Source organism: Litorivicinus lipolyticus, assembly GCF_009650135.1.
GTDB classification, from domain to species: domain Bacteria; phylum Pseudomonadota; class Gammaproteobacteria; order Pseudomonadales; family Litorivicinaceae; genus Litorivicinus; species Litorivicinus lipolyticus.
Genome location: NZ_CP045871.1, coordinates 1,473,293 through 1,494,975 on the forward strand (window position 1 = coordinate 1,473,293; position 21,683 = coordinate 1,494,975).

Genomic DNA, 21,683 nt, shown 5'->3' on the forward strand with positions numbered 1-21,683 from the left:
TAGCGCCATCACTAACGCGACACATCCGTGCTAACACCTAGCGCGGCGGCTCCGGCGGGCCTTCCTCGCTCGCCAGCTCGTCCAGCACGTCCAGCTGATCCTCGGCCAAGGCCACGGCGTACTCTTCCGCGTCCGGCGCGTTAAAGGCAGCGACGGGCGAGCCGATCGGGCCGGCGGTCAAAATCGGACTCTGGTCTTCGATGTCCTGGGCGGTCACCTCACGGGTCGCTTTACTGCGCAACACGGCCAACGCCACCAGCACAAACATGATAGCGATCGCCGCGAAAAACATGTCATCGCCAAACTGCCCCATCAAAAACGCCACCGAGATTGGCCCGGCGGTCAAACCAATCCCCGACGCCAACAGCATCGCGCCACTGGCGGCGACCAAATCCGAGGGGTTAAGGCGATCGTTCAAGTAGGCGATACACAGCGAGTACATCGGCATGACTAAACCGCCCAGCAGTGTGACCGCCAAGAAAAATCGGGGGCTGCCGGCATCAATCGTCATAACGAAACCGGCAACGACGGCTGCCAACAGACTGATCCACAGCAACAATTCGCGACGACCGTAGCGATCCGAGGCCCAACCAATCGGCCACTGCAGCACCAGCCCACCGAGCGAAAACGCGGCCATGAAGGTCGCCACCTCCGCCGTCGAGAAGCCTTTGTTGACTGCGTACACCGCACCCATGCCGAAAATCGTGCCGTGGGCGGCACCGGTCAGCAGGTTGCTTTGGACCGACAAGGGCGACAGTCGGTACAACTTGACCAGAGACATGCTATCGGAGGAGTCAAAGCGTGGCGCCGGACGCGCCGTCAACAAGATCGGCACCGAGGCGATGCTGACCAAAATGGAGATCAAGATAAACAGCGAGGTCGTGGTCGGCTCGGCCACGTTGAGCAGAAATTGGCCGCTGCCCATGCCCAAGGTACAGATCAGCATATAGACCGAGAGCAACGCACCGCGGTTTTCATTGCTGGCGCGATCGTTCAGCCAGCTTTCACTAACCACATAAATCGCCGCCAAACAGGCACCGGTCATGATGCGCATCAACCACCAAACCCAGGGGTCGACGATCGAGCCCTGAATCAGAATCGAGATCGAGGCGACCGAGGCGGCCGCGGCAAACACCTTGATATGGCCGACCCGGCGAATCAGCTTAGCGCTGACCGCACTACCGATCATCATGCCGATGAAATAGCCCGCCATGACCACGCCCGTGGTCTGGGTATCAAACCCCTCCAGCGTCGCGCGCACACTCAGCAACGTTCCCTGCAGACCATTGCCGATCATCATTAACCCGATGCCGACCAACAACGCCCAGCTGGCCAGTAATTCCTTGCGCATAACACCCCACCCTCGTTTCAGCGCGCATGGTGCACCTGAGTGCGTAAATTTCAAAGCGCGGCGCTGACTGAAGGTCAAATTTCACAAAAAAACGGCGTGTACAGGGCAACATCGAAGCTTGGCCTGGTTAGGCTAGGATGACTAAAACACCAAAATAAGGAACGCCCAATGAAAACGCGCGCTGCTGTGGCTCTGGAAGCCGGTCGCCCCCTCGAGATTATGGAAGTCGATTTGGCAGGCCCTCGCGACGGCGAAGTGCTGGTCGAAATCATGGCCACCGGCATTTGCCACACGGACGAATTCACCAAGTCCGGGGCCGACCCCGAGGGCGCATTTCCGGCGATTTTGGGCCACGAAGGGGCCGGTATCGTGCGTGAAGTTGGGAAAGGCGTGAAAGGCTTGGTGCCGGGTGATCATGTCATCCCGCTGTACACCCCCGAGTGCCGTGAATGCGACTACTGTTTGCACCCCAAGACCAACCTGTGCCAGGCCATTCGTACCACCCAGGGTCAGGGCCTGATGCCGGACGGCACCAGCCGCTTCAGCATCAACGGCAAACCGGTCCTGCACTACATGGGCACGTCAACCTTTTCGAACTTTACCGTGGTGCCCGAAATCGCGCTGGCCAAGGTACGTAAGGACGCGCCCTTCGATAAAATTTGCTACATCGGCTGCGGCGTTACCACTGGCATCGGCGCCGTTATCAACACCGCCAAAGCCGAGCCGGGTTGCAACGCAGTCGTGTTTGGGCTCGGCGGCATCGGCCTGAATGTTATCCAGGGCCTGCGCATGATCGGCGCCAACAAAATCATCGGCGTCGACATGAATGATTCCAAGGAAGCCTGGGGGCGCAAATTCGGCATGACCGACTTCGTTAACCCAAGCAAAGTCGGCGGTGATTTAGTCGCGCACCTGGTCGAGATGACCAACGGCGGTGCCGACTACAGTTTTGAGTGCATCGGCAACGTCAATGTCATGCGCCAAGCGCTGGAATGCTGCCACAAAGGCTGGGGCGAGAGCATTATCATCGGCGTCGCCGGTGCCGGTCAGGAAATCGCAACGCGCCCGTTCCAGCTGGTCACCGGACGATCATGGCGCGGCAGTGCCTTTGGCGGCGCGCGCGGACGCACGGACGTGCCGAAAATCGTCGACTGGTACATGGACGGCAAAATCGACATCGACTCAATGATCACCCACACCATGGGCCTGGAAGACATCAACAAAGGCTTTGAGTTAATGCATTCCGGCGAATCCATTCGCAGCGTCGTGGTCTACTGATGGAGACGTTATCCACTGCGATCGCATTTGGCGGCACACAGGGCGTGTACCGTCACGCCTCGGCCACGACCGGCACGGCGATGACCTTTGCGGTATATACGCCGCCCGGGGATGGGCCCTTCCCGGTCCTGTGGTACCTGTCTGGTCTGACCTGCTCGCACCAAAACGTTATGGACAAGGGCGAATACCGACGCATGGCCGCCGAATTGGGGCTGATGATTGTGTGCCCCGACACCAGCCCCCGAGGCGGTGACGTCATGGCCCACGATGACGACTGGCAGTTGGGGTGTGGTGCCGGGTTTTACCTCGACGCGACCACGCCGGGGTACCAGCATTTCCAGATGTACAGCTACCTGACGGATGAGCTGCCGGCGCTGTTGGGCGCGTATTTTGCCGATGCTGACCTGAGCCGCCAGGGCATATTTGGCCACTCCATGGGCGGTCACGGTGCGCTGACCCTCGCCTTAAAAAACCCTGAACGGTTCAAAAGTTGTTCGGCCTTCGCCCCGATCGTTCATCCGTCAACCGCGGACTGGTCCAGCAAGGCCCTGCGCACGTACCTCGGGGACGATCCGGCCCACTGGCGCGCCTACGACGCCATCAGCCTGATCGAAGACGGTCATCGTTTTGATGCCTTTTTGGTGGACCAGGGCGAAGCCGACAGCTTTTTACATGACGGTCTGCGGCCGTGGCTGTTTCAGGACGCCTGCGAAAGCACGGGGCAGGATTTGACGCTGCGAATGCAGCCCGGATACGACCATTCGTACTTCTTTATTTCGACCTTTATGGACGATCACCTGCACTGGCATGCGCAGCGTTTGGGGTAACGAGTCGCATCGAAAAAAACGATCTCAGCGGATGCCTTTTTCGCATCTGCTGGGACGTCCCCTTTGTTACCCTCACCCGATAACACAGGACGCCAACTGATGACCTTAGAACAACAGCAAGAACAGGTCCGAATCGACCTCGCCGCCATGTTTCGCCTGACCGCTCATTTTGGTTGGGACGACACCATTTGGAACCACATCACCGCGCGCGTGCCCGGCCGCGACAATCATTTTTACATGCACCGTTTTGGCCTCGGCTATGACGAAGTGTCTGCGTCCAACTTGATCACGGTTGACCAGGACGGCCGCGTCGTTGAAGGCCCAGAGGACGTCAATACCGCAGGCTTCATCATCCACAGTGCGATTCACCTGGCCGACAGCCACAAACATAACCGATTTGTTTTTCACGCCCATCCGCAAAGCGCCATCGCCGCGACCGCCTTTCGTGAAATTCCATTTCACGTGCAGGACTCGTCAATGCTGTACGGCAAGGTCGGTTATCACGACTGGGAGGGGCTATCGGTCGACCCGGATGAGCGCCATCGCATCGCAGAAAACCTGGGCGATAACAGCGTCCTAATCATGCGCAATCACGGTTTCCTGACGGTTGGCGAAAGCGCCGGTGAATGCTTTATGAACATGTACTACGCGGTGCGCCTGTGTGAAGTCGCGTTGCAAGTCGCAGCCACCCAGGGCGTGCCATTGGCCCAGACCGACCCGGAGCTGTGGGCGCTGGCGTCCAAGCAATACGAATCTTTTTCCCCAGGAAAATACGAGTGGCCCGCCCTGCTACGACGCTGTGACCGGCTAGACCCGAGCTACAAGCAATGAAATCGGTCGGCATTATTGGCCTGGGCAATATGGGCGTCGGCATGGCCGCCAACCTGCAGCGTTACTGTGCCGCCCATGGGCAGGTTCTGCGCGTGTTTGATCTTGATCGCGAAAAGGTCCGGACCTTAAGCGCCGCTGGCGCCCACGCCAGCCACTCGGTTGCCGAATTGGCCGCGGATTGTGACCTGGTGATGACCTCGCTACCCAGCGCACGAGAGATCAACGCGGTCGCCGAGGCCATCTTTGAGCACGCCAAGCCGAATACCCTGTGGCTTGAAACCAGCACCAACAACGTGGCGGACTGGCACGCCCTGACCCAACGCGCGCCGGCACACCTGACGTTAGTTGATGCGCCGATAACGGGTGGTTTTGAGGGCGCGCGCGACGGCACGCTTACGATGCTGTTGGGCGGACACGAAGATGATATTGCGCCGATCCGAGCGTTGTTGGGCGCAATCACCCAGCGCGCCTTGGTGATGGGCCCCAGCGGCGCAGGTTACGTCACCAAGTTGGCCCAGCTGCATCTCAATTACCTGGTCGCCCAAGGCATCGGTGAGGCCTTAATGTTAGGCGCAAAAGCCGGCCTGGCGCTGGATCAACTGCACGACGTACTAAGCCACAGCTGCGCCCAAAGCTACGTCGTTGACGCCTACGTTCCGCGCGTGCTGGACGGCTCATACGACCCCTCATTTGCACTGGGCTTAGCGCGCAAAGACATGCGCCTAATCTGCGAGTTGGGTGACCACCTGGGGGTCGATTTAGAGCTGGGTAAGCAGGTGTTAGCGGCCTATGAAGATGCCACTGAGCGCTTTGGATTCGAGGCACCCCACCTGTCGATACTCAAGCGCATAGAGGACAGCAGCGAAACCGAGCTGCGCGCCTGATGATTGCGAACGCGACCCTCGACGTACTGCGTTTGCCGTTGGCCAAACCCATGTCGACCGCAATCCACCGCACCGACGCCGTCTATTGCGTGGCCCTTAGCGTCGAAACCGACCGCGCACGGGGCGAGTCCTTTGTTTTTAGCCTGAACCCCGACCGGGCCATGGCGCTGCGCTACATGATCCAAAGCCTACTGCCGATTTATCAGAATCAGGACGAACAGCAGGTCCAGACACTGTGGGACGCGGCCATGCTGGACATCAATCCGGTCGGCACCCAGGGCTTTGCGGTGTCGGCCATTAGCGCATGGGACACGGCCGTCTGGGACGCCATTGGGCACAGCGCAGACCAACCCTTGGCCGATCTGTTCGGGCGTCAGCGCGATCGTATCAGCGCCTACGCAAGTTCCGGGTTGTGGCTAAATCAGAGCATTGATCAACTCATCGAAGAGGCCCACGGCTTCGTCAATCAGGGTTTTCGCGCGGTTAAGTTACGTGTTGACGGGCGCATCGCCCGAGACCAGGCACGCGCCGCGGCGTTACGGTCCAGCCTCGGCCCGGACATCGAAATATTGGTCGATGCCAATCAATCGTTGACCGAGGACAATGCAATCGCCCTCGCCCACGCCCTCGCTCCCAGTCAAATCGGCTGGCTTGAAGAGCCCGTGTTGGCCGCGGATTTGGACGCCCAAGCACGGGTCAAAGCGGCCTCACCTATCCCCATCGCCAGTGGCGAAACGGACTACACCGCGCGCGGCATGGCGCGAATTTTGGCGCAGGACTGCACCGATGTATTAATGCCGGACCTGCAGCGTATCGGCGGACTGTCCGAGATGCGCCGCGTCAGTGCGATGGCCGAGGCCGCCGGAGTCCCCATTTCCACCCACATATTCACCGAATACAGTCTATCGATTGCCGCCGCCAGCGCCGGCTGTATCAGCGTCGAGCATGTCGACTGGTTTGCCGACTTATTTCAGGCGCCGATCCAAATTGAGCAAGGCCAAGCCTTGCTTCCCCGCGGCGCCGGCACCGGTTTCCGCTTTGCCCGCGACCGCTTCGCCGACTGGCGCTTCAATCACTGAGTCGATCAATCCGCGCAAGCGCCGCGCGCTCATGGTGCACGGCGGTCGCACGACCATAAATTTGACGTGAACGTTCCACGTTATTCACCGTATCGGGGTCGCGGGTGTAGGTCGGCAGCGCAATATAGCGATTGCGCGAGCCACTAACCGCCGTCACTCGGTGCATCGAATAGCGGCCTTTAAAAATTTGCAGGTCACCCTCTTTCAGCGCTAGCTGTTGAACCCGTTCACGCGACCCCGCCAGCACCTCAGCAACCGCTGGGTAGTGTTCATTGTCAGGCGCACGAAGGTCCGGCGCATACTCAAATACGCCGCCTGCGTCAGCCTCCTGAACGAGGATGCTGACGGTGTAGGCATTGCCGTCAAAGTGCCATGGAAAATAGTCACCCGGCTTCATCACCCCATAGGGGTTGCGGCCCAGTGGATCTGCCCAACAATAAATGTGCGTATCGCGCAGGCTTTCACCGACAAACCGGCGCATTAACTCGCTGTCGTACAGCGTCGTCATCGGCGACGAGGCAGCAATCAAGTCGGCATTAAAAAAACCACTGGTTCGGCGCTCAAAATGACGCCGTGGATGATCGGCCGCCAGCTCGGGCTGGTCTTTGGAGAAGTAAGGATTGTGTGAGTTCTCCGACCAAAAAATCTGTTCGTAGCCGGCTTCAATTTCGGCCTTCATCAACGCCAACGCCTCGGGCTTGACGAAGTTGGGTAGGCAACAACACCCGACCGAATCTAATCCCCGTCGAGCGTCCGCTAACATGTGCTGACCGTCCGCTGAATCCAACCGATCGATCGGATAGCGCTGCAAATCAACAATGTCCGACAAGGCACTGCCGAGGTCTGAAAGGGTGGCTAACGTCATCATTCAATCTCGCTTATTTTTTCGCAGTTTGGCGCCTCAAATACGACAACAACAGCGAATAGACTTGCTACTTTGAATCGATTTTTTCGATACAAGGCCCCTAGCATGAACCTCAGTCACCTCAAAGCCTTTTTAGAAATTGCCGAGCTGGGCAGCTTTCAACGCAGCGCCGAGCGCCTTCACATCACCCAGTCAACCATCAGCGCGCGCATCAAGACGCTGGAAGACCAGCTGGGACAAACCCTGTTTCAACGTCACCGCGATGGCGCCGTACTGACGCCCCACGGACACAAGTTAGTCCGTCACGCCCAATCTGCCGTGCAAGCTTGGGAGCAGGCAAAACAACAATTGGCCTTGCCCGAGCAACTGGATTCAATGTTGGCGATCGGTGTCCAAACGGACCTGTGGAATTCGCTATTAAAACCCTGGCTTGGCCGCATCAAACAGACCCATCCAGATATTGGACTGACCCTTCGCAGCGATTACAGCGAGGCCTTACTGGCGCAGTTACATGAAGGTCGACTGGATGCCGCGATTACCTACCGGCCCAGCCGACTGCCCGGCTTTCACTCCAGCGAGCTTATTCGTGACGACCTGATGTTGGTGTCGACGTACCCGAGGCCGGCGCAACTGGACTGGCGCGAGGACTACGTCTTTGTCGATTGGGGAGCTGACTTTCGACGCGCGCACCAAGCCGCTTACCCGACGCTGCGTGCGCCGGCGCTGACGGTGGGCAGCTTCCCACTGGCGCTGGATTGGCTGAACAGTTACGGCGGCAGTACCTTCTTACCTGAGCGTATTGCTAAACCGCTGATCGACTCGGGCGCATTGCACGCCGTCGCCGGCGCACCACGATTTGCCCATACCATTTACTTGGTGCGCGCGCGCGATACCTTGAACCCGGCACTGGATGGTGCGCTAGACCTGCTTCGAGCGTTCACCGAAACAGGCCTCCGAGGCCAAGGGCCCGCACGGGACTAGCTCAGCGCACGCGTCATGTGCGCGCAATACCAGTCGACAAACTGACACACGCCATTTTCCTCGGTGTCCGAATAGGGACCCGGTGTGTAGTGCGGTGAGGACACGCCAATCTGACACTCCTCGACCAAGCGCTTGTCCTGGGCATTGGTTGCGTACCACACCTCCGTCAGGTGCTTCAGGTCATAATCGACCCCTTCGACGGCGTCTTTCGGCACCAGCCAGCGCGTCACCAGCTGGGTTTTACCCTTGCCCAGCGGCAGCATCTGGAAGCTGAGGGCATGGTCCGCCATAAAGTGGTTCCAGGTGTTCGGGTAGTGGAAGTACAGCAGCGCCCCGATTTCATCGACACCGCTGGTGTCCAACCGCCGATTGACCGCCGGCTTGCCATCCATGGTGTAGCTGGACGCCTGGTTTAACAGCGGTATTCGCGTCATCCGGAACTGACCCCGCTCATCAATCGCCAAACGGCTGGGCAAACCACCGGCTTCACAGGCGTCCAAGAACGCCATCAGTGACGGATCGTCGTCGCCACCCAAGCCGGACACCGCGTTGTTTTCTTCATAGGTGCGCAGCAATTCAGGGTGGTTGGCGTCGCAATGAAAACACTCGCGATTGTTCTCGAACACCAACTTCCAGTTGCCCTCTTCAATCGAGGTGCTGGTATGGGCGACCTTCAAATCGTCCGGATTATGCGGCGCCACAAAGGGCGTCATCATGGCGGCAAAGGTGCCGAAATCCGGCGGTGTGTCGGCCACGCACACGTAGATATAGCTGGCGGCAATGCCGACCGCGACCTCGTCCAACTTGAACTCGCTCGGGTCAAAACCCGCACCCATACTTGAGGCGAACACCAACTGGCCATCGTAGTCATAGGTCCAGCGATGGTACGGGCACACGAGCATGGCAGAACTGCCCTTCTCTTCGGTGCAAATGCGATGGCCACGGTGCTTACAGCTGTTGTGATAGGCCTTAATCACACCGGCTTTGGTGCGCACAATGACAATTGGATAGTCGCCCAACTGCATCGTAATAAAGCTACCCGGCTTGGGCAACTCAAAGGTATGACCGGCAAAAACCCAGGTCGCATACCAAATGTGTTTCAGGTCGTCTTGGTAAACCTCGTCGCTTAAATAGACATCGCGAGGCATAGCCCATCGCGGCTTTCGTTGTTGAATTAAGCCTAGTGTGGACGTTGTTGTCATCGTTGTTTCCTCAACAATGGGGCTGTGCGAATCCGCCCTATTTAGGGGGCGGCGCTTTGCGGAACCATGGCCAACATAATGTCGTGCATATCAAATACGCCGATCGGGTGCTGGTTGTCCAAGACCACAAAATTCTTTGAGGTATCACCCTGGACCGACGCAATGATGCTTTCCAAATTGGCATCGGCGTCGACGCTAATCGCATCGGACCGCGTTTGATCAGGTAACACTTTCATAATCGAACGCGCACGCAGAACGCGGGCACGGTTGATATCGGCCACAAATTGCTCGATGTAAGGGTCGGTCGGGTTCAGGATGATCGACTGCGGTTCGCCCTGCTGGACCACATACCCATCATTCAAAATCACCAAATGGTCAGCCAATTTCAGCGCCTCATCCAAATCGTGGGTAATGAAAATAATGGTCTTGTGCAGCTCGCGCTGCAATTCCAGCAGCAAATCCTGCATTTGCGAACGAATAATCGGATCCAGCGCCGAAAACGCCTCGTCCAGCAACATCACATCGCTGTGGGCGCACAGTGCACGGGCAATACCCACGCGCTGCTGCATACCGCCGGACAGCTGGTGCGGGTAGGAATCACCAAAGCCTTCCAATCCCAATCGTGCCAGCCATTTTTCAGCCTCGGCTTTTTGCTCGGCTTCTGGCTCGCCACGCACATCCATCGCCAAAGCGGCGTTATCCGACACGGTGCGATGGGGGAACAAGGCGAACTTTTGAAACACCATCGACATGCGCTTGCGACGCAAGTCCTGCATGTCTGTGGCATCAAATTTCAGGATATCCTGACCATCCAACAAGACTTCACCGGCGGTCGGTTCAATCAACCGGTTAAGGTGGCGAATCAAGGTCGACTTGCCGGACCCGGACAGGCCCATGATGACGGTGATTTCACCTTCATTCATGTCGACATTGATGTTGTTCAGCCCCAGCACATGGCCGTGGGTTTCCAGCAGTTCTGCCTTGCTCATGCCCTGGTCTACCAGCTTCATCATTTGCTCAGGCTGGTCGCCAAATATTTTGTACAGGTTCTTGACCGATACTTTTACGTTTTTCGTGCTCATGTCAGCGTCTCGGGTAGCAATTAAGAGTTAGGCGCTTGAGACGCGTTAACGCGATTCAATGCAGTTTTCGATACACGATCCAACACGATCGCCAACAACACGATGGCAAAGCCGGCCACAAAGCCAACGCCCAAGCGCAGGTTATTAATGCCGTCCAATACCAGTGTGCCCAAGCCCGGTGCCGAGACCAAAGACGCAATCACCACCATCGCCAATGACATCATGATGGTTTGGTTAACGCCGGCCATAATGTTAGGCAGCGCCAGTGGGATTTCGACACCCAACAGTTTTTGCCGCGACGTCATGCCATAGGCGTTGGCCGCCTCGATGACGGATTGATCAACCAGACGAATACCCAGATTGGTCAGTCGCACCACCGGCACGATGGCGTACATAATGATGGCCATGCCATACAACTTGGGCTCCGTGATCTTGAACAAAAAGATCAACGGAATCAGGTACACAAAGGTCGGCAGTGTTTGAAGCATGTCCAATATTGGCGTCATGATGCGTTGGGTTCGGTCACTTTTGGACATCATGATGCCCAGCGGCACCCCCAACAGTACGCATATCAAGGTACACACAAAGATAATCGCCAAGGTCTGGACGGCGTAGGAGTAATGGTCGGTAAACAAGAAAAACGCAAAGCAAACCGCGACCAAGCCGACCACTTGAACCGAGCGCGCAGCCCAGTAGCACAGTGCGAACAGCAGCGGCACCAACAACCACCAGGGCGTCGACGTAAACAGGTATAGAGTTGACTCGAGCAGCCATGACAGGGGCTGAGTCAAGGGGTCTAACACAAATCGCAGTGCTGGACGGACGGCCAAAAAGCCTTCCTCCAGGCCGGCGGTAAAGTCACGCGTCTGCGGTATTTTGGCACAGGCTTCGTGGAGGTTGTCCAGCGATGGAAACTTAACGTCATACCAATTGGCTTCTTCGCCCTTGAGGCTACGAAGCGACAACAGTGACGGTTTTTTATCGGCATCGCACCACTCGCGCAATCCCAGTCCATCGAAAACAGCTGAGTATCCGGACATTCAATTTCCCTTGGTTTTTATTCTATCGGCAACATCAAAAGCCGGCCGCGCACGCGCGGCCGGGTCGAGCTAGTTACAGCAACTTGCCAAGCTTGGCGCGTGCGTCGTCATTGACCATGCCCATGATCATGTCGGTGTAGTTGGTCAACACCCACGCGGCGGCTTCATCAGCCGAGGCGTTATTTTCCTGTTTCCAAAACAGCATTTTGCTGATCAGGTCGTTGGGCAACGCCATATTGGCGACGAAATCAGCCACGGCCGGTTCACGGGCCGCAAAGTCTGCGGTGATCGCCGTTTTAATCGGGGCTGCCGGGAAGCCAGAGACGCCCAGCTGCGCAGGATCCGCATCGGCTTTCTGGTTAATGGCGTGCTGCTCGGGATTGACGTCACCGATGTTGACCTTGGTCATTTCATACTTGCCCAAGACCGCAGTCGGGCCCCAGTAGTAACCAAACCAAGGCGCCTTATCTTCGAACGCTGACGCGATTGACGCCGCCAGGTTCGCACCTGAACCGTGATCAAAGATTTCGAGGCCGTTCGCTTCCATGTCCAGCACCACTTTCAGGTTGTCGTTGACGACACGACAGCCCCAACCGACGGGGCAGTTGTGGAAACGATTATCAACCAATTCGGGGTTGGCCAAAATGCCTTCAATAGTGGCCAATTCCGGGTGTGCATCGGTCAAGTACTTGGGCACCCACCAACCTTCTTCACCGCCGTTGGCGAAGGTATTGGACGCGGAAATGATTTTGCCTTCGGCTTCGAGCTCGAAGTAGACCGGTGCCGAGTTAATCCAGACTTCCGGAACAACATCAGGCTGACCATTTTCGGCCAATGATGTCACCGCAGGTACCGTGTCGGTGGGGACAATTGAGACGCTGCAGCCGTAACCCTGTTCCATGACGAAAGCGGCCAGTGCAGAAATGGTTTCACCCGAAGCCCAGCCCATGGCACCGATGCTGACTTCACCACAGTCGGCGTAAGCTGCGCCGGACGCGGCCATCGCCACGGCCAATACTGAGCTCTTGAGTTTGACGTTGTTCATGTTTGGTAACTCCCTTTTATAGTTATTACGTGCGGTCGTTAATAGACTTCACTGCGCTACGATCCCGCATGCGGCCAAAACAATCTAGTCTTGACGGTACAAAAACCTGCGTTAAAGCGACGAAATCGCGCCATGCGGGCTAAATCCGCACCGCAATATTCTTGGTTTGGACGTAATTCCACAACGCCTCGCGCCCTTTTTCACGGCCATAGCCACTCTTGCCGTAGCCGCCAAAGGGCGTCTCGACGCCGCCGGCGAACCATTCATTGATAAAGACTTGACCCGCCCGAAGGTCACGTGCCAGCCCCATGCTGGCACTGATATCGCGGCTAAATACGCCGGCGACCAAGCCGTAGTCGGTGCCATTAGCGATCGCCAGTGCTTGCACGTCATCATGCGCCTTAATGACGGACAACACCGGACCGAATACTTCGTCCTGGGCGATATTCATGCTGGGCTCGACGCCTGCCAGTACAGTCGGCGTTAAAAACGCGCCCTGCTCGCTGGCGACGCCACCGGCTACCACGCGCGCGCCCTGGCGTGCCGCTTCGGTGACCATACCCTGGGCCCGGTCACGTTGACCCAGGCTGACCAGCGCACCCATGTTCAGGCCCATTTGCTCGCGTTCAATGCCTGGGCCGGTGCTGATCTGGCTGGCTAAACCAGCCGCCGCCTCGACCACCCGGTCATACACATCGGCGTGAGCAATCACACGACTCATGGCCGAGCAGACCTGACCGGCGTTGAAAAATATGCCCCAGCGAATGTTGCCAATCAGGTTATCCAGGTCGGCGTCGGTGCGCACGATGGCTGCGCTTTTGCCGCCCAGCTCCAACACACAGGGCACCACGTTGGCGGCCGCGGCCTGGCCAATCGCGATGCCGGTCTGGACGGAACCGGTGAACACCACCTGGTTAATACCCGGGTGAGCGACCAGCGCAGCACCCGCGTGGTGGCCGTGACCGCACAGCACATTCACCGCACCCGCGGGCAATCCGGCGTATTCGGCGGCCAACGCGTAATACGCACAACTCAGCGGATCCAGTTCCGGGCTCTTGATGATGCAGGCATTGCCCGTGGCCAGCGCCGCCGACAACGAGCGCGCGGTCATTTCCAGCGGGTAATTCCACGGGATGACCTGGGCTGAAATGCCCATCGGTTCGTGCACAGTAAAGTCAAAGTAGTCATCACCCAGTGGGATCGACCGGCCCTCGACGGTTTCGGCCTGGTTGCCGTAGTACTCGAAATAGCGCGCGCTGCCCTCGACTTCAATCACGGCTTCCCACAGCGGCTTGCCGGATTCGCGCGACAACAGCCGGGCAATCTCGTCGCAATGGAGTAGTAAAAACTCGCCCATCCGACGCACCATGCGCCCACGCTCGACCGGACGCAGGCCGCTTAGTGCGCGCGAATTGACCAGCGCACGCGCGGCGCCGACCGCAGCGTCGACGTCAGCCGCGTCAGCCAGAGCCTGATGTTGGATCAGTGCGCCGGTGGCCGGATCCGTGACCGCCAATTCGCCGGCGCCGCCGACAACCCATTGGCCGCCGATATAATTTTTTCCAATACTAATAGTCAACCACCAAATCTGAAGCGGGAACGCTGCAGCAGGACAACACGTAGCCCTCTGCGATTTCGTCATCAGTAATGCCGCCGTTGTGCTCCATCACCGCATCGCCACTGATGACCTGAACGCGGCAGGTACCGCAGATACCCATGCCGCACGCCTTGGGAATATGGATGCCAAGCTTGGAGGCCGCCGCGTGAATGGTTTCCTCCGGCGCGACCCGAACGCTTTTGCCAGCGCTGGAAAACTCGACCGCCCTCATCTCGGCGGTGTCGACGGCCTCGGCGTCCTCGACCGCCAGTTCGGCCTGCTCGATGGCCTGCTCTTCGACCGCGGCCGGTGTTTCGCCGAACGATTCTTCGTGGTAGCGCGACATGTCAAAGCCCGCCGCCACCAAAATGTCGCGCACCGCAGCCATGTAGGCATTGGGGCCGCAGCAAAAGATCTCGCGCTCCATGAAATCGTCGGCCATCAGCTCAAGCCGCGTGGCATCCAAAAAGCCGCGGTAGCCATACCAGCTCTGGCCGACGCCGACCTGTTCAGAAATCAGGTGCAAGTGAAAGTTTTCGATGCGCGAATCCATGTGTTGCAACTCGCGCTTGTAGATCACATCGCGGGGTGTCCGGCAGCTGTGCGCAAACACGATGTCGACATCCGCATTGGTGTCGAACAACCAGCGCGCCATCGACATCAGCGGTGTCACGCCGACCCCACCGGACAGCAACATGACCTTTTCAGACGGGTAATCGATGACATTGAAACGACCGACCGGCCCGTGCACGACCAACTCATCGCCGGACTTCATGTTGTCGTGCATCCAATTCGACACCAGACCGCCGGGCAGACGCTTAATGGTCAGCGAAAAGCTGTAGGGCACCGAGGGCGAACTGGAAATCGTGTAGGACCGCATGACTTGCTCGCCGTCGATTTCAAGCTCCAGGGTGACAAACTGTCCGGGCTTAAAAAAGAACATCAGCGGCTGTTCGGCCATGAAGCAAAAGGTCTTTACGTCCCAGGTTTCTTCGATCACTTTGACGCAGCGCATTTGGTGGCGGCCGTTGACCCAGGTCTGGGTATTGACTGGCGTAAACGCGTCTTGATTTATTGAGGTTGCGGCAGGTGAGTTCATGCGCGGCGGGTCCATCAGTCTATTTCTGACAGAGTACAAAGAGGACTGACAACAAAACCGCGTTTTTACGACAAATCTTTGTGAATACGACGCCTAGGGTGGCAGCGGCTGGTCGCGCAGTGCGTCGATCACGCTGGGCAATACCAGTCCGGATTGCCGCTCCAGTGCACCCCACAAATCCGCCAACTCACGGCGCGTTTGCGCGTCCAAATTCGGCCATGCGGCGATCACCTGAGCGGTCACCGCAGCCGGTGCTGACACGCCTGCTAGCGGCAGGTAAACCGCCACCCGCTGGCAAAAATCGACGTCGTCAACCAAATCCGCAATCATCACCACAAAACACTCACTTTTTACTGGTCACCGAAGTCGAAATCGTCGCATACTTCCGCCCACAAAGCCTATTATAAAAGCGATGCCCAATGTCCGAAACGCGGCGCTCATTTTCGAAATCACTGCAAAGCGCCAACCGCCGCTATTTGGGCGATGGCGCCCCTAGCCGCAGCCTGCGCGTGGGCTTCGTTCTGCTCGAAAACTTTTCAATGATGACCTTTACCGCTGCCGTCGACAGTCTGGTCACGGCCAACCTGGTCGGGCACCAGCGGGCATTCACCCATTCAACATTTTCAGTCGGCGAAACCCGCGTTCGCAGTGACCTGGGCATTGACCTTCAGGCCCAGGGTACGGTTAACCGAATCGAGGTCGATCGCGACGGCCGCGGGCTGGATGTTTTGATTGTCGTGGGTGGCTATCGAGCGCCCCTAGTGCACACGCCCGTATTGCTCGACAAATTGCGCACCGCGGATCAAAACGGGGTCATTTTGGGTGGGCTATGGAACGGATCTTTGGCCTTGGTACAGGCCGGCGTTATGGACAATCGCCAGTGCGCATTGCACCCGGATAACCATGCGCTGTTGCGCGAGAAATACCCGAACGTGCGACTGGCGGATCAAACCTTTGCGCTGGATGATCATCGACTGACCAGTGCCGGGCCGGCCAGCACGCTGGAGGTGATGTTAAGCTTCATCGAACACGAACGTGGCCGTGACCTGGCCCGGGCGATTCGTGAAATATTGGCCGCGGACCAATTATCGGTGACCGACTCGCCGGCGTCCTCAATGCTCCAAGATGACCCCAGTTTACCCGAGGCGCTGCGCAGCCTGATTCAGCTGATGCGATCGAACATCGAGGAGCCGCTGTCGAGTGAAGAGTTGGCGTCGTGTGTAAACCTGTCCCGGCGTCAGGTCGAGCGGTTATTTCAAACGCATTTGGCGGCGTCGCCGTCGCGCTATTACTTTGAACTGCGCCTAACCCAAGCGCACCGGTTGCTGGTCCAAACCTCGGACTCGATCACCCGTGTCTCGCTGGCCTGCGGTTTTGTCAGCAGCTCACACTTCAGCAACTGCTTTAAAGACTTCTTTGGCGAGTCGCCATCGGTGGCCCGACAGCGACACCGCGCGTCGAAATAAACTAGATCGGCGTGGTTTCAAACAGCCCAAACTCACACCCGGTTTCGGCCTGGCTTTGAACTTGGTGGGCCTGAGTTCGAACCGCCACTCCCTGGGCTTCGGCGACTTGATCCATGGCACCGGCGAACCAACCGGTAAACATGTACTCGACCTTGCGATCGACCTTGCCTAGCTGCAGGTAAAACGAGCTGTGATCCAGCCGCACACGGCAGGTGCCGGCAGCGACATCCAGTGATTGGGTGGTGAAAATACCCCAACCGCGCTGGGACAGGCGCTTCATGTAGTGCAAAAACACAGCGTCCCCCGCCAAACCGTGTTCGGCCGCTTCTTTTTGGCACCAAAAATAGGCCGATTTGTAGCCGGCTTTGTACAGAGCCTCGGCGTAGACATCGGCGCCCAGGGCCTCCTCGACGGCCACGTGGTTATTAATAAAAAAGTGCCGCGGGACATACAACATCGGCAACGCATCGGTGGTCCAAACGCCAGTGTCGTCATCAACTTGAATCGGCATGTCAGGTGCGTGATGGCCCATGATTAGTTCTCCAACCAAACGTCTTTAAGCACGCGAACCCAGTTCTCGCCCATGATTTTGCGGGTCAAAGGCTCGCTAAATCCGTGATCCAGCAGCGCCTGGGTCAGATTCGGAAACTCGCCCAAGGTTTGAATGCCGCGCGGATTGACGATCTTGCCAAACTGGGTCAAACGCCGGGCGTAGCCCTTGTCGTGCGTCAGCCACTCAAAAAAGTCATGGCCGTGACCTTGGGTGAAGTCGGTGCCGATGCCAATCGCGTCTTCGCCGACAATGTTGAGGATGTACTCAATCGCCTCGACGTAGTCTTGGATGGTCGAGTTGATGCCGTTTTTCATAAAGGGCGTAAACATGGTGACGCCAACAAAACCGCCGTGATCAGCAATAAATTTCAGCTCATCGTCACCCTTGTTGCGCGGGTGCTCTTTCAAACCATTGGGCAGGCAATGGCTGTAAGTCACGGGCTTTTTGGACGATAAAATGACTTCCTCGCTGGTCTTGGGACCGACATGCGACAAGTCACACAACACACCGACACGGTTCATTTCAGCGACCACTTCGTGACCGAAACCCGACAATCCGCCATCGCGCTCGTAGCACCCGGTGCCAACCAAGTTCTGGGTGTTGTAGCACATCTGAACAATGCCCACGCCCAGGTCCTTAAAGGCCTGAACGTAGCTCAATTGGTCCTCAAAGGCGTGCGCGTTTTGAAAGCTCATCATCACGCCGGTCTTGCCATTGGCCTTGGCCGCGGCGATATCCGCGGTGCTGCGGACTTTCAACACCAAGTCGCTGTTGTCGTCAATCAGCCGGTTCATCGCGCCAATGTTATTGACCGTGTCTTGGAAACCTTCCCACACCGACACCGTGCAACTGGCGGCGGTCAAGCCCCCCTTGCGCATGTCTTCAAACAGTTCACGGTCCCACTTGGCAATCACCAAGCCATCAATAACGATCGCGTCGTCATGCACAGTGCTCATGCACAGCCCCTTTTATTAGTTATTTTGATACTGGCGAGCCAGCCATTTATGAAAAATATGGGTCGGGCCATCCATGACCGGGGAAAAAGCACCCCCGGTGAAGCCGGCTGAATGACGACCTTTTTGCATCGCCTCTACCACCCCGACATCCTCTGAAAAAACCACCCGCCAGGCCTCTAAAACGGCGGTGCGGGCCGGCAGCAGCTCGTCGCTCAGAGCCGATTCGTCGACGTAAAATAGACGCAGCCGCTCTTCGACCTGTTCCTGACCGCGCGGCATCAGCACCATGGCAAAGGCGTGATCCGCCTGCAGCCCGAGCAACACATTGGGGAACAGGCTGATGTACTCGGCGTTTTCAATGCGCGCCGCTGGCCACTCGGCAATTCGCGGCAACACGAAACCTTCATGTTCGCTCAGTCGGTAAGCGTGACTGCCCTGACCGGAAAAGTCCTGGTCTTCGATGTTGTAATGGTCTTCCAGCTTTGAATAGGTATTCAGGTCGGGGTGAACCCAAGGCAGGTGGTAAGCTTCGCAGTAGTTTTCGACCGCCAACTTCCAGTTGCACTGGATGTTCAGGGTCAAATCGCCATGGGCTAAATCTGGCACAAAGGCGTCATAGTTGCGCGACGGAAAAAATTCATCCCAGCGCGCCATCAATGGCTGCAAACGCGACTCGAATGACGGTGCGTCACCGGACAAATTGACGAACACCAGGCCCATCCAGACGTGACTACGAACCGACTTGAGCCCGTGTTTGGCGCAGTCAAAATCGTCGTGGGTGTGCTGGTTCATGCCACCGATATGCGGCGTCACTTTGAGCGCACCTTTCAAATCGTAGGTCCAGGAATGGTAAGGGCAGCACAGCATGCCGGTGATGACCTTGGGTTGGTCCACCAGTTGCACGCCGCGGTGCGAACAGACGTTATGAAACACGTTGATGTGTTCGTCTTTGTCACGCACCAGCAGTAGCGGCATGCCCATAAAATCGATCGGTTTAACCGCCCCTTTAACCTCGACGTCCGAGGCAAAGCCGATGCAGGCCCAGGTCGGATCAAAAACCTTTTCGCGCTCAACCGCCAGCATCGCCGGGTCCGTGTAAATCGCATTCGGCATCCCGGTGGCTTGATGGATCGGCCGGTCAACGCCGTCCAGGTCCAGCAACGGAATCAGGTTATTTGAGGGTGCGTTCATTGCGCGTCTCCGGGTTAGCACTCGACCGCATTGACGGCCAAACCGCCGGTCGATGTTTCTTTGTATTTAGCCTGCATGTCTTTACCCGTGTCGCGCATGGTACGTATCACTTTGTCCAGTGAGACGTGGTGCTTGCCGTCGCCTGACAAGGCCATTTGGGCCGCGTTAATGGCCTTAACCGCGGCAATCGCATTGCGCTCGATACAGGGCACCTGCACTAAGCCCCCGATGGGATCACAGGTCAACCCCAGGTTGTGCTCCAAGCCTATTTCTGCCGCATTTTCGACCTGTTCTGGCGTTCCACCGAGGATTTCGCACAGCCCCGCCGCCGCCATCGCGCAGGCCGAACCGACCTCGCCCTGGCAACCGACCTCGGCACCCGAAATCGACGCGTTCTTTTTGCACAGCGAACCGATGGCGGCCGCCGCTAGAAAAAAGTCACGAATGTCGTTGTCCGACAGGCCGTCGCCCTGCTCGGCGACCCACATCAACACCGCCGGCACGATACCGGCCGCGCCATTGGTCGGCGCGGTCACCATACGTCCGCCGGCCGCGTTTTCTTCGTTGACCGCCAGCGCATATACATTGACCCAGTCCATGCCGTTGAATGACAACGAAATCATGTTCGAGCGCTGGCCACTTTTGAGCTGGCGGTACAGCGACGGCGCCCGCCGTTTGACGTTCAAGCCGCCGGGCAAGACCCCTTGGTTGTCCATGCCGGCATGAATGCACTCGCGCATGGCGTGCCACAGGGTGTTGATCCCCGCGGTAATTTCACTGGAGGTGCGCTCGGCTTTTTCGTTTTCCAACATCAACTTAGAAATGCTGAAACCGTGTCGCTGACACAGGCTCAACAGCGTCGCCGCCGAGTTAAACTCGTAGGGTGCGTCGGTGGTGCTGACCTCGGCCTGGTCAAACTCGTCCGCGGTTTTAACAAAGCCCCCGCCAATCGAAAAATAGGTGCCCTGGTGCACCGCCGCGCCTGCGGCATCCAACGCGGTAATGGTCATGCCATTGGGGTGCGCCTCCAAAAACTCGGCGCTGAACACCAGGTCCGTGTCCGCGCAAAAATCGATCCGATGGTGACCACCCAGCGACAACTCGCCGTTGCGCGCCGCCATCACCGCCGCGCTTAACAATTCAGGCGTGACCTGATCGACTTTGAGCCCACTGAGACCGGCCAGGCAGGCTTGGTCGGTGGCGTGGCCACGCCCGGTGGCACTCAAGGATCCGTACAGCACCACCTCGACCCGGACGACACGATCAATCGCCCCTGCCAGCTCGTCTAAAAAGCGCGAACAGGCGGCCATCGGCCCCATGGTATGAGAGCTGGACGGGCCGACCCCCACTTTGAATAGGTCAAACACACCGATGTGCATGCCTCAGCCCTTCAACACAACGGTGCGACCACCGGACAGGAACACCCGTTTGGACACGTGCAAACGGACCGCCTTGGCCAACACCACGCGCTCGACGTCCTGGCCCACGCGAACCAGGTCTTCGGGGTAAAAGGTGTGGTCAACGTCTTGGATGCCCTGGGTGATAATCGGGCCCTCGTCCAAGTCGTTGTTAATGTAGTGAGCCGTCGCGCCAACCATTTTGGCGCCCTTCGCCCAGGCCTGGTGATAGGGCTTGGCGCCCTTGAATCCGGGTAACAGCGAGTGGTGGATGTTGATCGCCCACCCATCCAGGTATTCGCACATCGCCGGCGACATCACCTGCATGTAACGCGCCAACACCACCAAATCAATGTCGTACTGTTCCAGCAGCTCACGGATTTTCGCTTCCTGGGCCGGCTTGGTGTCTTTGCTGATCGGCAAGTGGTAGTAAGGGATATCGTGCCACTCGGCCAGGCCTTGCAAATCTGGGTGATTGGAAATAATCAGCGGGATTTCAATGTCCAGCATGTTGCCGGTGCGGTAGCGGTACAACAGATCGTTCAGACAGTGATCGTATTTGGAAACCATGATCGCGACCCGCTCACGGTGATCCGGCGCGGTCAGGCTCCACGTCATATTAAAGCGATCAGCTTGGGGCTGGAACAGCGCACCAAAGGTCGCCGCGTCAAAGTCGTCGCCTTCCGGGCGAAACGCAATACGGATGAAAAAGCCGACATCCGTTTTATCGTCAAACGACTGAATTTCATCAATATACAGGCAGTTTTGCGCCATGAAATGGGTGCACACATCGACCGTGCCGAGGATGCTGTCGCATTGGGCCGCAAAGACCCAGCTTTTATTATTAGGCATGTTGATTCCATCGCGAAATTGAGCGCCAACCGATCCGGTGGCTGGCACCGTTGATGGCCTCATCATGGCCGAGCTCCGCCGCCTATACATGCCGATAGGCGACGTCT

The 21,683-nt window shown here is 57.8% G+C and carries 21 protein-coding genes; 7 read left to right on the forward strand and 14 right to left on the reverse strand.

Annotated elements, in window-relative coordinates:
* Positions 1–37: 37 nt before the first annotated feature.
* Positions 38–1,351, reverse strand: coding sequence for an MFS transporter (locus tag GH975_RS07400; RefSeq protein ID WP_153713909.1), 1,314 nt, complete (start codon positions 1,349–1,351; stop codon positions 38–40).
* Between the two features lie 168 nt (positions 1,352–1,519).
* Here GH975_RS07400 and GH975_RS07405 point away from each other — a divergent pair, with 168 nt between their 5' ends.
* The 5 genes from GH975_RS07405 to GH975_RS07425 all read left to right on the forward strand — a co-directional run bounded on the left by GH975_RS07405 (position 1,520) and on the right by GH975_RS07425 (position 6,250).
* A complete protein-coding gene (locus tag GH975_RS07405; RefSeq protein WP_153713910.1) occupies positions 1,520–2,629 on the forward strand; it encodes an S-(hydroxymethyl)glutathione dehydrogenase/class III alcohol dehydrogenase in 1,110 nt (369 codons plus the stop codon).
* Positions 2,629–3,456 (forward strand): S-formylglutathione hydrolase, encoded by an 828-nt coding sequence (gene fghA / locus GH975_RS07410; RefSeq protein ID WP_153713911.1) that lies wholly within the window; start codon positions 2,629–2,631, stop codon positions 3,454–3,456. The genes GH975_RS07405 and fghA overlap by 1 nt, the downstream gene beginning before the upstream one ends.
* Before the next feature lie 99 nt (positions 3,457–3,555).
* Positions 3,556–4,287, forward strand: a complete 732-nt coding sequence (locus GH975_RS07415; protein ID WP_153713912.1) for a class II aldolase/adducin family protein — start codon at positions 3,556–3,558, stop codon at positions 4,285–4,287.
* Positions 4,284–5,171 carry an NAD(P)-dependent oxidoreductase gene (locus GH975_RS07420; protein WP_153713913.1) on the forward strand — a complete coding sequence of 296 codons (888 nt, stop codon included), beginning with the start codon at positions 4,284–4,286 and terminating at the stop codon, positions 5,169–5,171. The genes GH975_RS07415 and GH975_RS07420 overlap by 4 nt, the downstream gene beginning before the upstream one ends.
* Positions 5,171–6,250 carry a mandelate racemase/muconate lactonizing enzyme family protein gene (locus GH975_RS07425; protein ID WP_153713914.1) on the forward strand — a complete coding sequence of 360 codons (1,080 nt, stop codon included), beginning with the start codon at positions 5,171–5,173 and terminating at the stop codon, positions 6,248–6,250. Before GH975_RS07420 ends, GH975_RS07425 begins: the two co-directional genes overlap by 1 nt.
* On the opposite strand, the gene GH975_RS07430 is transcribed toward GH975_RS07425, so the two are convergent.
* Complete coding sequence (locus GH975_RS07430; protein WP_153713915.1) at positions 6,240–7,118, reverse strand: HalD/BesD family halogenase; 879 nt, start codon at positions 7,116–7,118, stop codon at positions 6,240–6,242. The two genes, GH975_RS07425 and GH975_RS07430, sit on opposite strands and share 11 nt — an antisense overlap.
* Before the next feature lie 102 nt (positions 7,119–7,220).
* Between GH975_RS07430 and GH975_RS07435 the strand changes: the two genes are divergently transcribed.
* On the forward strand, positions 7,221–8,096 hold the full coding sequence (locus GH975_RS07435) for a LysR family transcriptional regulator (RefSeq protein WP_153713916.1): 876 nt from the start codon (positions 7,221–7,223) through the stop codon (positions 8,094–8,096).
* Here the strand turns inward: GH975_RS07435 and GH975_RS07440 are convergent.
* From GH975_RS07440 to GH975_RS07470, 7 genes are all read right to left on the reverse strand, one after another.
* Positions 8,093–9,244: an aromatic ring-hydroxylating oxygenase subunit alpha gene (locus GH975_RS07440; RefSeq protein WP_246164698.1), complete on the reverse strand. Its 1,152-nt coding sequence runs from the start codon at positions 9,242–9,244 to the stop codon at positions 8,093–8,095. The two genes, GH975_RS07435 and GH975_RS07440, sit on opposite strands and share 4 nt — an antisense overlap.
* A gap of 95 nt (positions 9,245–9,339) precedes the next feature.
* Complete coding sequence (locus tag GH975_RS07445) at positions 9,340–10,380, reverse strand: quaternary amine ABC transporter ATP-binding protein (RefSeq protein WP_153713918.1); 1,041 nt, start codon at positions 10,378–10,380, stop codon at positions 9,340–9,342.
* 20 nt (positions 10,381–10,400) lie between these two features.
* Positions 10,401–11,420: an ABC transporter permease gene (locus tag GH975_RS07450; RefSeq protein ID WP_153713919.1), complete on the reverse strand. Its 1,020-nt coding sequence runs from the start codon at positions 11,418–11,420 to the stop codon at positions 10,401–10,403.
* Between the two features lie 73 nt (positions 11,421–11,493).
* A complete protein-coding gene (locus tag GH975_RS07455; protein ID WP_153713920.1) occupies positions 11,494–12,465 on the reverse strand; it encodes a glycine betaine ABC transporter substrate-binding protein in 972 nt (323 codons plus the stop codon).
* Positions 12,466–12,604: 139 nt separating this feature from the next.
* On the reverse strand, positions 12,605–14,044 hold the full coding sequence (locus GH975_RS07460; RefSeq protein WP_246164699.1) for an aldehyde dehydrogenase family protein: 1,440 nt from the start codon (positions 14,042–14,044) through the stop codon (positions 12,605–12,607).
* Positions 14,034–15,161 carry a hybrid-cluster NAD(P)-dependent oxidoreductase gene (locus tag GH975_RS07465; protein ID WP_153713922.1) on the reverse strand — a complete coding sequence of 376 codons (1,128 nt, stop codon included), beginning with the start codon at positions 15,159–15,161 and terminating at the stop codon, positions 14,034–14,036. The genes GH975_RS07460 and GH975_RS07465 overlap by 11 nt, the downstream gene beginning before the upstream one ends.
* Before the next feature lie 93 nt (positions 15,162–15,254).
* The gene (locus GH975_RS07470) at positions 15,255–15,491 is read right to left on the reverse strand and encodes a hypothetical protein (protein ID WP_153713923.1); all 237 of its coding nucleotides are present in this window, start codon (positions 15,489–15,491) and stop codon (positions 15,255–15,257) included.
* An 89-nt stretch (positions 15,492–15,580) separates the two neighbouring features.
* Here GH975_RS07470 and GH975_RS07475 point away from each other — a divergent pair, with 89 nt between their 5' ends.
* Positions 15,581–16,627: a GlxA family transcriptional regulator gene (locus GH975_RS07475; RefSeq protein WP_153713924.1), complete on the forward strand. Its 1,047-nt coding sequence runs from the start codon at positions 15,581–15,583 to the stop codon at positions 16,625–16,627.
* 1 nt (position 16,628) lies between these two features.
* Here the strand turns inward: GH975_RS07475 and GH975_RS07480 are convergent, their stop codons facing one another.
* Genes GH975_RS07480 through purU form a run of 5 tightly spaced genes read right to left on the reverse strand, consistent with a single transcriptional unit; the run spans position 16,629 to position 21,576 of the window.
* Positions 16,629–17,159, reverse strand: a complete 531-nt coding sequence (locus GH975_RS07480) for a DUF5943 domain-containing protein (protein WP_153713925.1) — start codon at positions 17,157–17,159, stop codon at positions 16,629–16,631.
* Between the two features lie 2 nt (positions 17,160–17,161).
* Positions 17,162–18,136, reverse strand: a complete 975-nt coding sequence (locus tag GH975_RS07485) for a dipeptidase (protein ID WP_407657219.1) — start codon at positions 18,134–18,136, stop codon at positions 17,162–17,164.
* A gap of 15 nt (positions 18,137–18,151) precedes the next feature.
* On the reverse strand, positions 18,152–19,327 hold the full coding sequence (locus GH975_RS07490) for an aromatic ring-hydroxylating oxygenase subunit alpha (protein ID WP_211365786.1): 1,176 nt from the start codon (positions 19,325–19,327) through the stop codon (positions 18,152–18,154).
* Positions 19,328–19,341: 14 nt separating this feature from the next.
* On the reverse strand, positions 19,342–20,706 hold the full coding sequence (locus GH975_RS07495; protein WP_153713927.1) for an L-serine ammonia-lyase: 1,365 nt from the start codon (positions 20,704–20,706) through the stop codon (positions 19,342–19,344).
* 3 nt (positions 20,707–20,709) lie between these two features.
* Positions 20,710–21,576 carry a formyltetrahydrofolate deformylase gene (purU, locus tag GH975_RS07500; protein WP_153713928.1) on the reverse strand — a complete coding sequence of 289 codons (867 nt, stop codon included), beginning with the start codon at positions 21,574–21,576 and terminating at the stop codon, positions 20,710–20,712.
* Positions 21,577–21,683: the final 107 nt, after the last annotated feature.

Coding starts and splice junctions, on each gene's coding strand:
- GH975_RS07400 (WP_153713909.1), bottom strand. CDS start 1,351: ATGCGCAAGGAATTACTGGCCAGCTGGGCGTTGTTGGTCGGCATCGGG.
- GH975_RS07405 (WP_153713910.1), top strand. CDS start 1,520: ATGAAAACGCGCGCTGCTGTGGCTCTGGAAGCCGGTCGCCCCCTCGAG.
- fghA (WP_153713911.1), top strand. CDS start 2,629: ATGGAGACGTTATCCACTGCGATCGCATTTGGCGGCACACAGGGCGTG.
- GH975_RS07415 (WP_153713912.1), top strand. CDS start 3,556: ATGACCTTAGAACAACAGCAAGAACAGGTCCGAATCGACCTCGCCGCC.
- GH975_RS07420 (WP_153713913.1), top strand. CDS start 4,284: ATGAAATCGGTCGGCATTATTGGCCTGGGCAATATGGGCGTCGGCATG.
- GH975_RS07425 (WP_153713914.1), top strand. CDS start 5,171: ATGATTGCGAACGCGACCCTCGACGTACTGCGTTTGCCGTTGGCCAAA.
- GH975_RS07430 (WP_153713915.1), bottom strand. CDS start 7,118: ATGATGACGTTAGCCACCCTTTCAGACCTCGGCAGTGCCTTGTCGGAC.
- GH975_RS07435 (WP_153713916.1), top strand. CDS start 7,221: ATGAACCTCAGTCACCTCAAAGCCTTTTTAGAAATTGCCGAGCTGGGC.
- GH975_RS07440 (WP_246164698.1), bottom strand. CDS start 9,244: ATGCCTCGCGATGTCTATTTAAGCGACGAGGTTTACCAAGACGACCTG.
- GH975_RS07445 (WP_153713918.1), bottom strand. CDS start 10,380: ATGAGCACGAAAAACGTAAAAGTATCGGTCAAGAACCTGTACAAAATA.
- GH975_RS07450 (WP_153713919.1), bottom strand. CDS start 11,420: ATGTCCGGATACTCAGCTGTTTTCGATGGACTGGGATTGCGCGAGTGG.
- GH975_RS07455 (WP_153713920.1), bottom strand. CDS start 12,465: ATGAACAACGTCAAACTCAAGAGCTCAGTATTGGCCGTGGCGATGGCC.
- GH975_RS07465 (WP_153713922.1), bottom strand. CDS start 15,161: ATGAACTCACCTGCCGCAACCTCAATAAATCAAGACGCGTTTACGCCA.
- GH975_RS07470 (WP_153713923.1), bottom strand. CDS start 15,491: ATGATTGCGGATTTGGTTGACGACGTCGATTTTTGCCAGCGGGTGGCG.
- GH975_RS07475 (WP_153713924.1), top strand. CDS start 15,581: ATGTCCGAAACGCGGCGCTCATTTTCGAAATCACTGCAAAGCGCCAAC.
- GH975_RS07480 (WP_153713925.1), bottom strand. CDS start 17,159: ATGGGCCATCACGCACCTGACATGCCGATTCAAGTTGATGACGACACT.
- GH975_RS07485 (WP_407657219.1), bottom strand. CDS start 18,136: ATGAGCACTGTGCATGACGACGCGATCGTTATTGATGGCTTGGTGATT.
- GH975_RS07490 (WP_211365786.1), bottom strand. CDS start 19,327: ATGAACGCACCCTCAAATAACCTGATTCCGTTGCTGGACCTGGACGGC.
- GH975_RS07495 (WP_153713927.1), bottom strand. CDS start 20,706: ATGCACATCGGTGTGTTTGACCTATTCAAAGTGGGGGTCGGCCCGTCC.
- purU (WP_153713928.1), bottom strand. CDS start 21,576: ATGCCTAATAATAAAAGCTGGGTCTTTGCGGCCCAATGCGACAGCATC.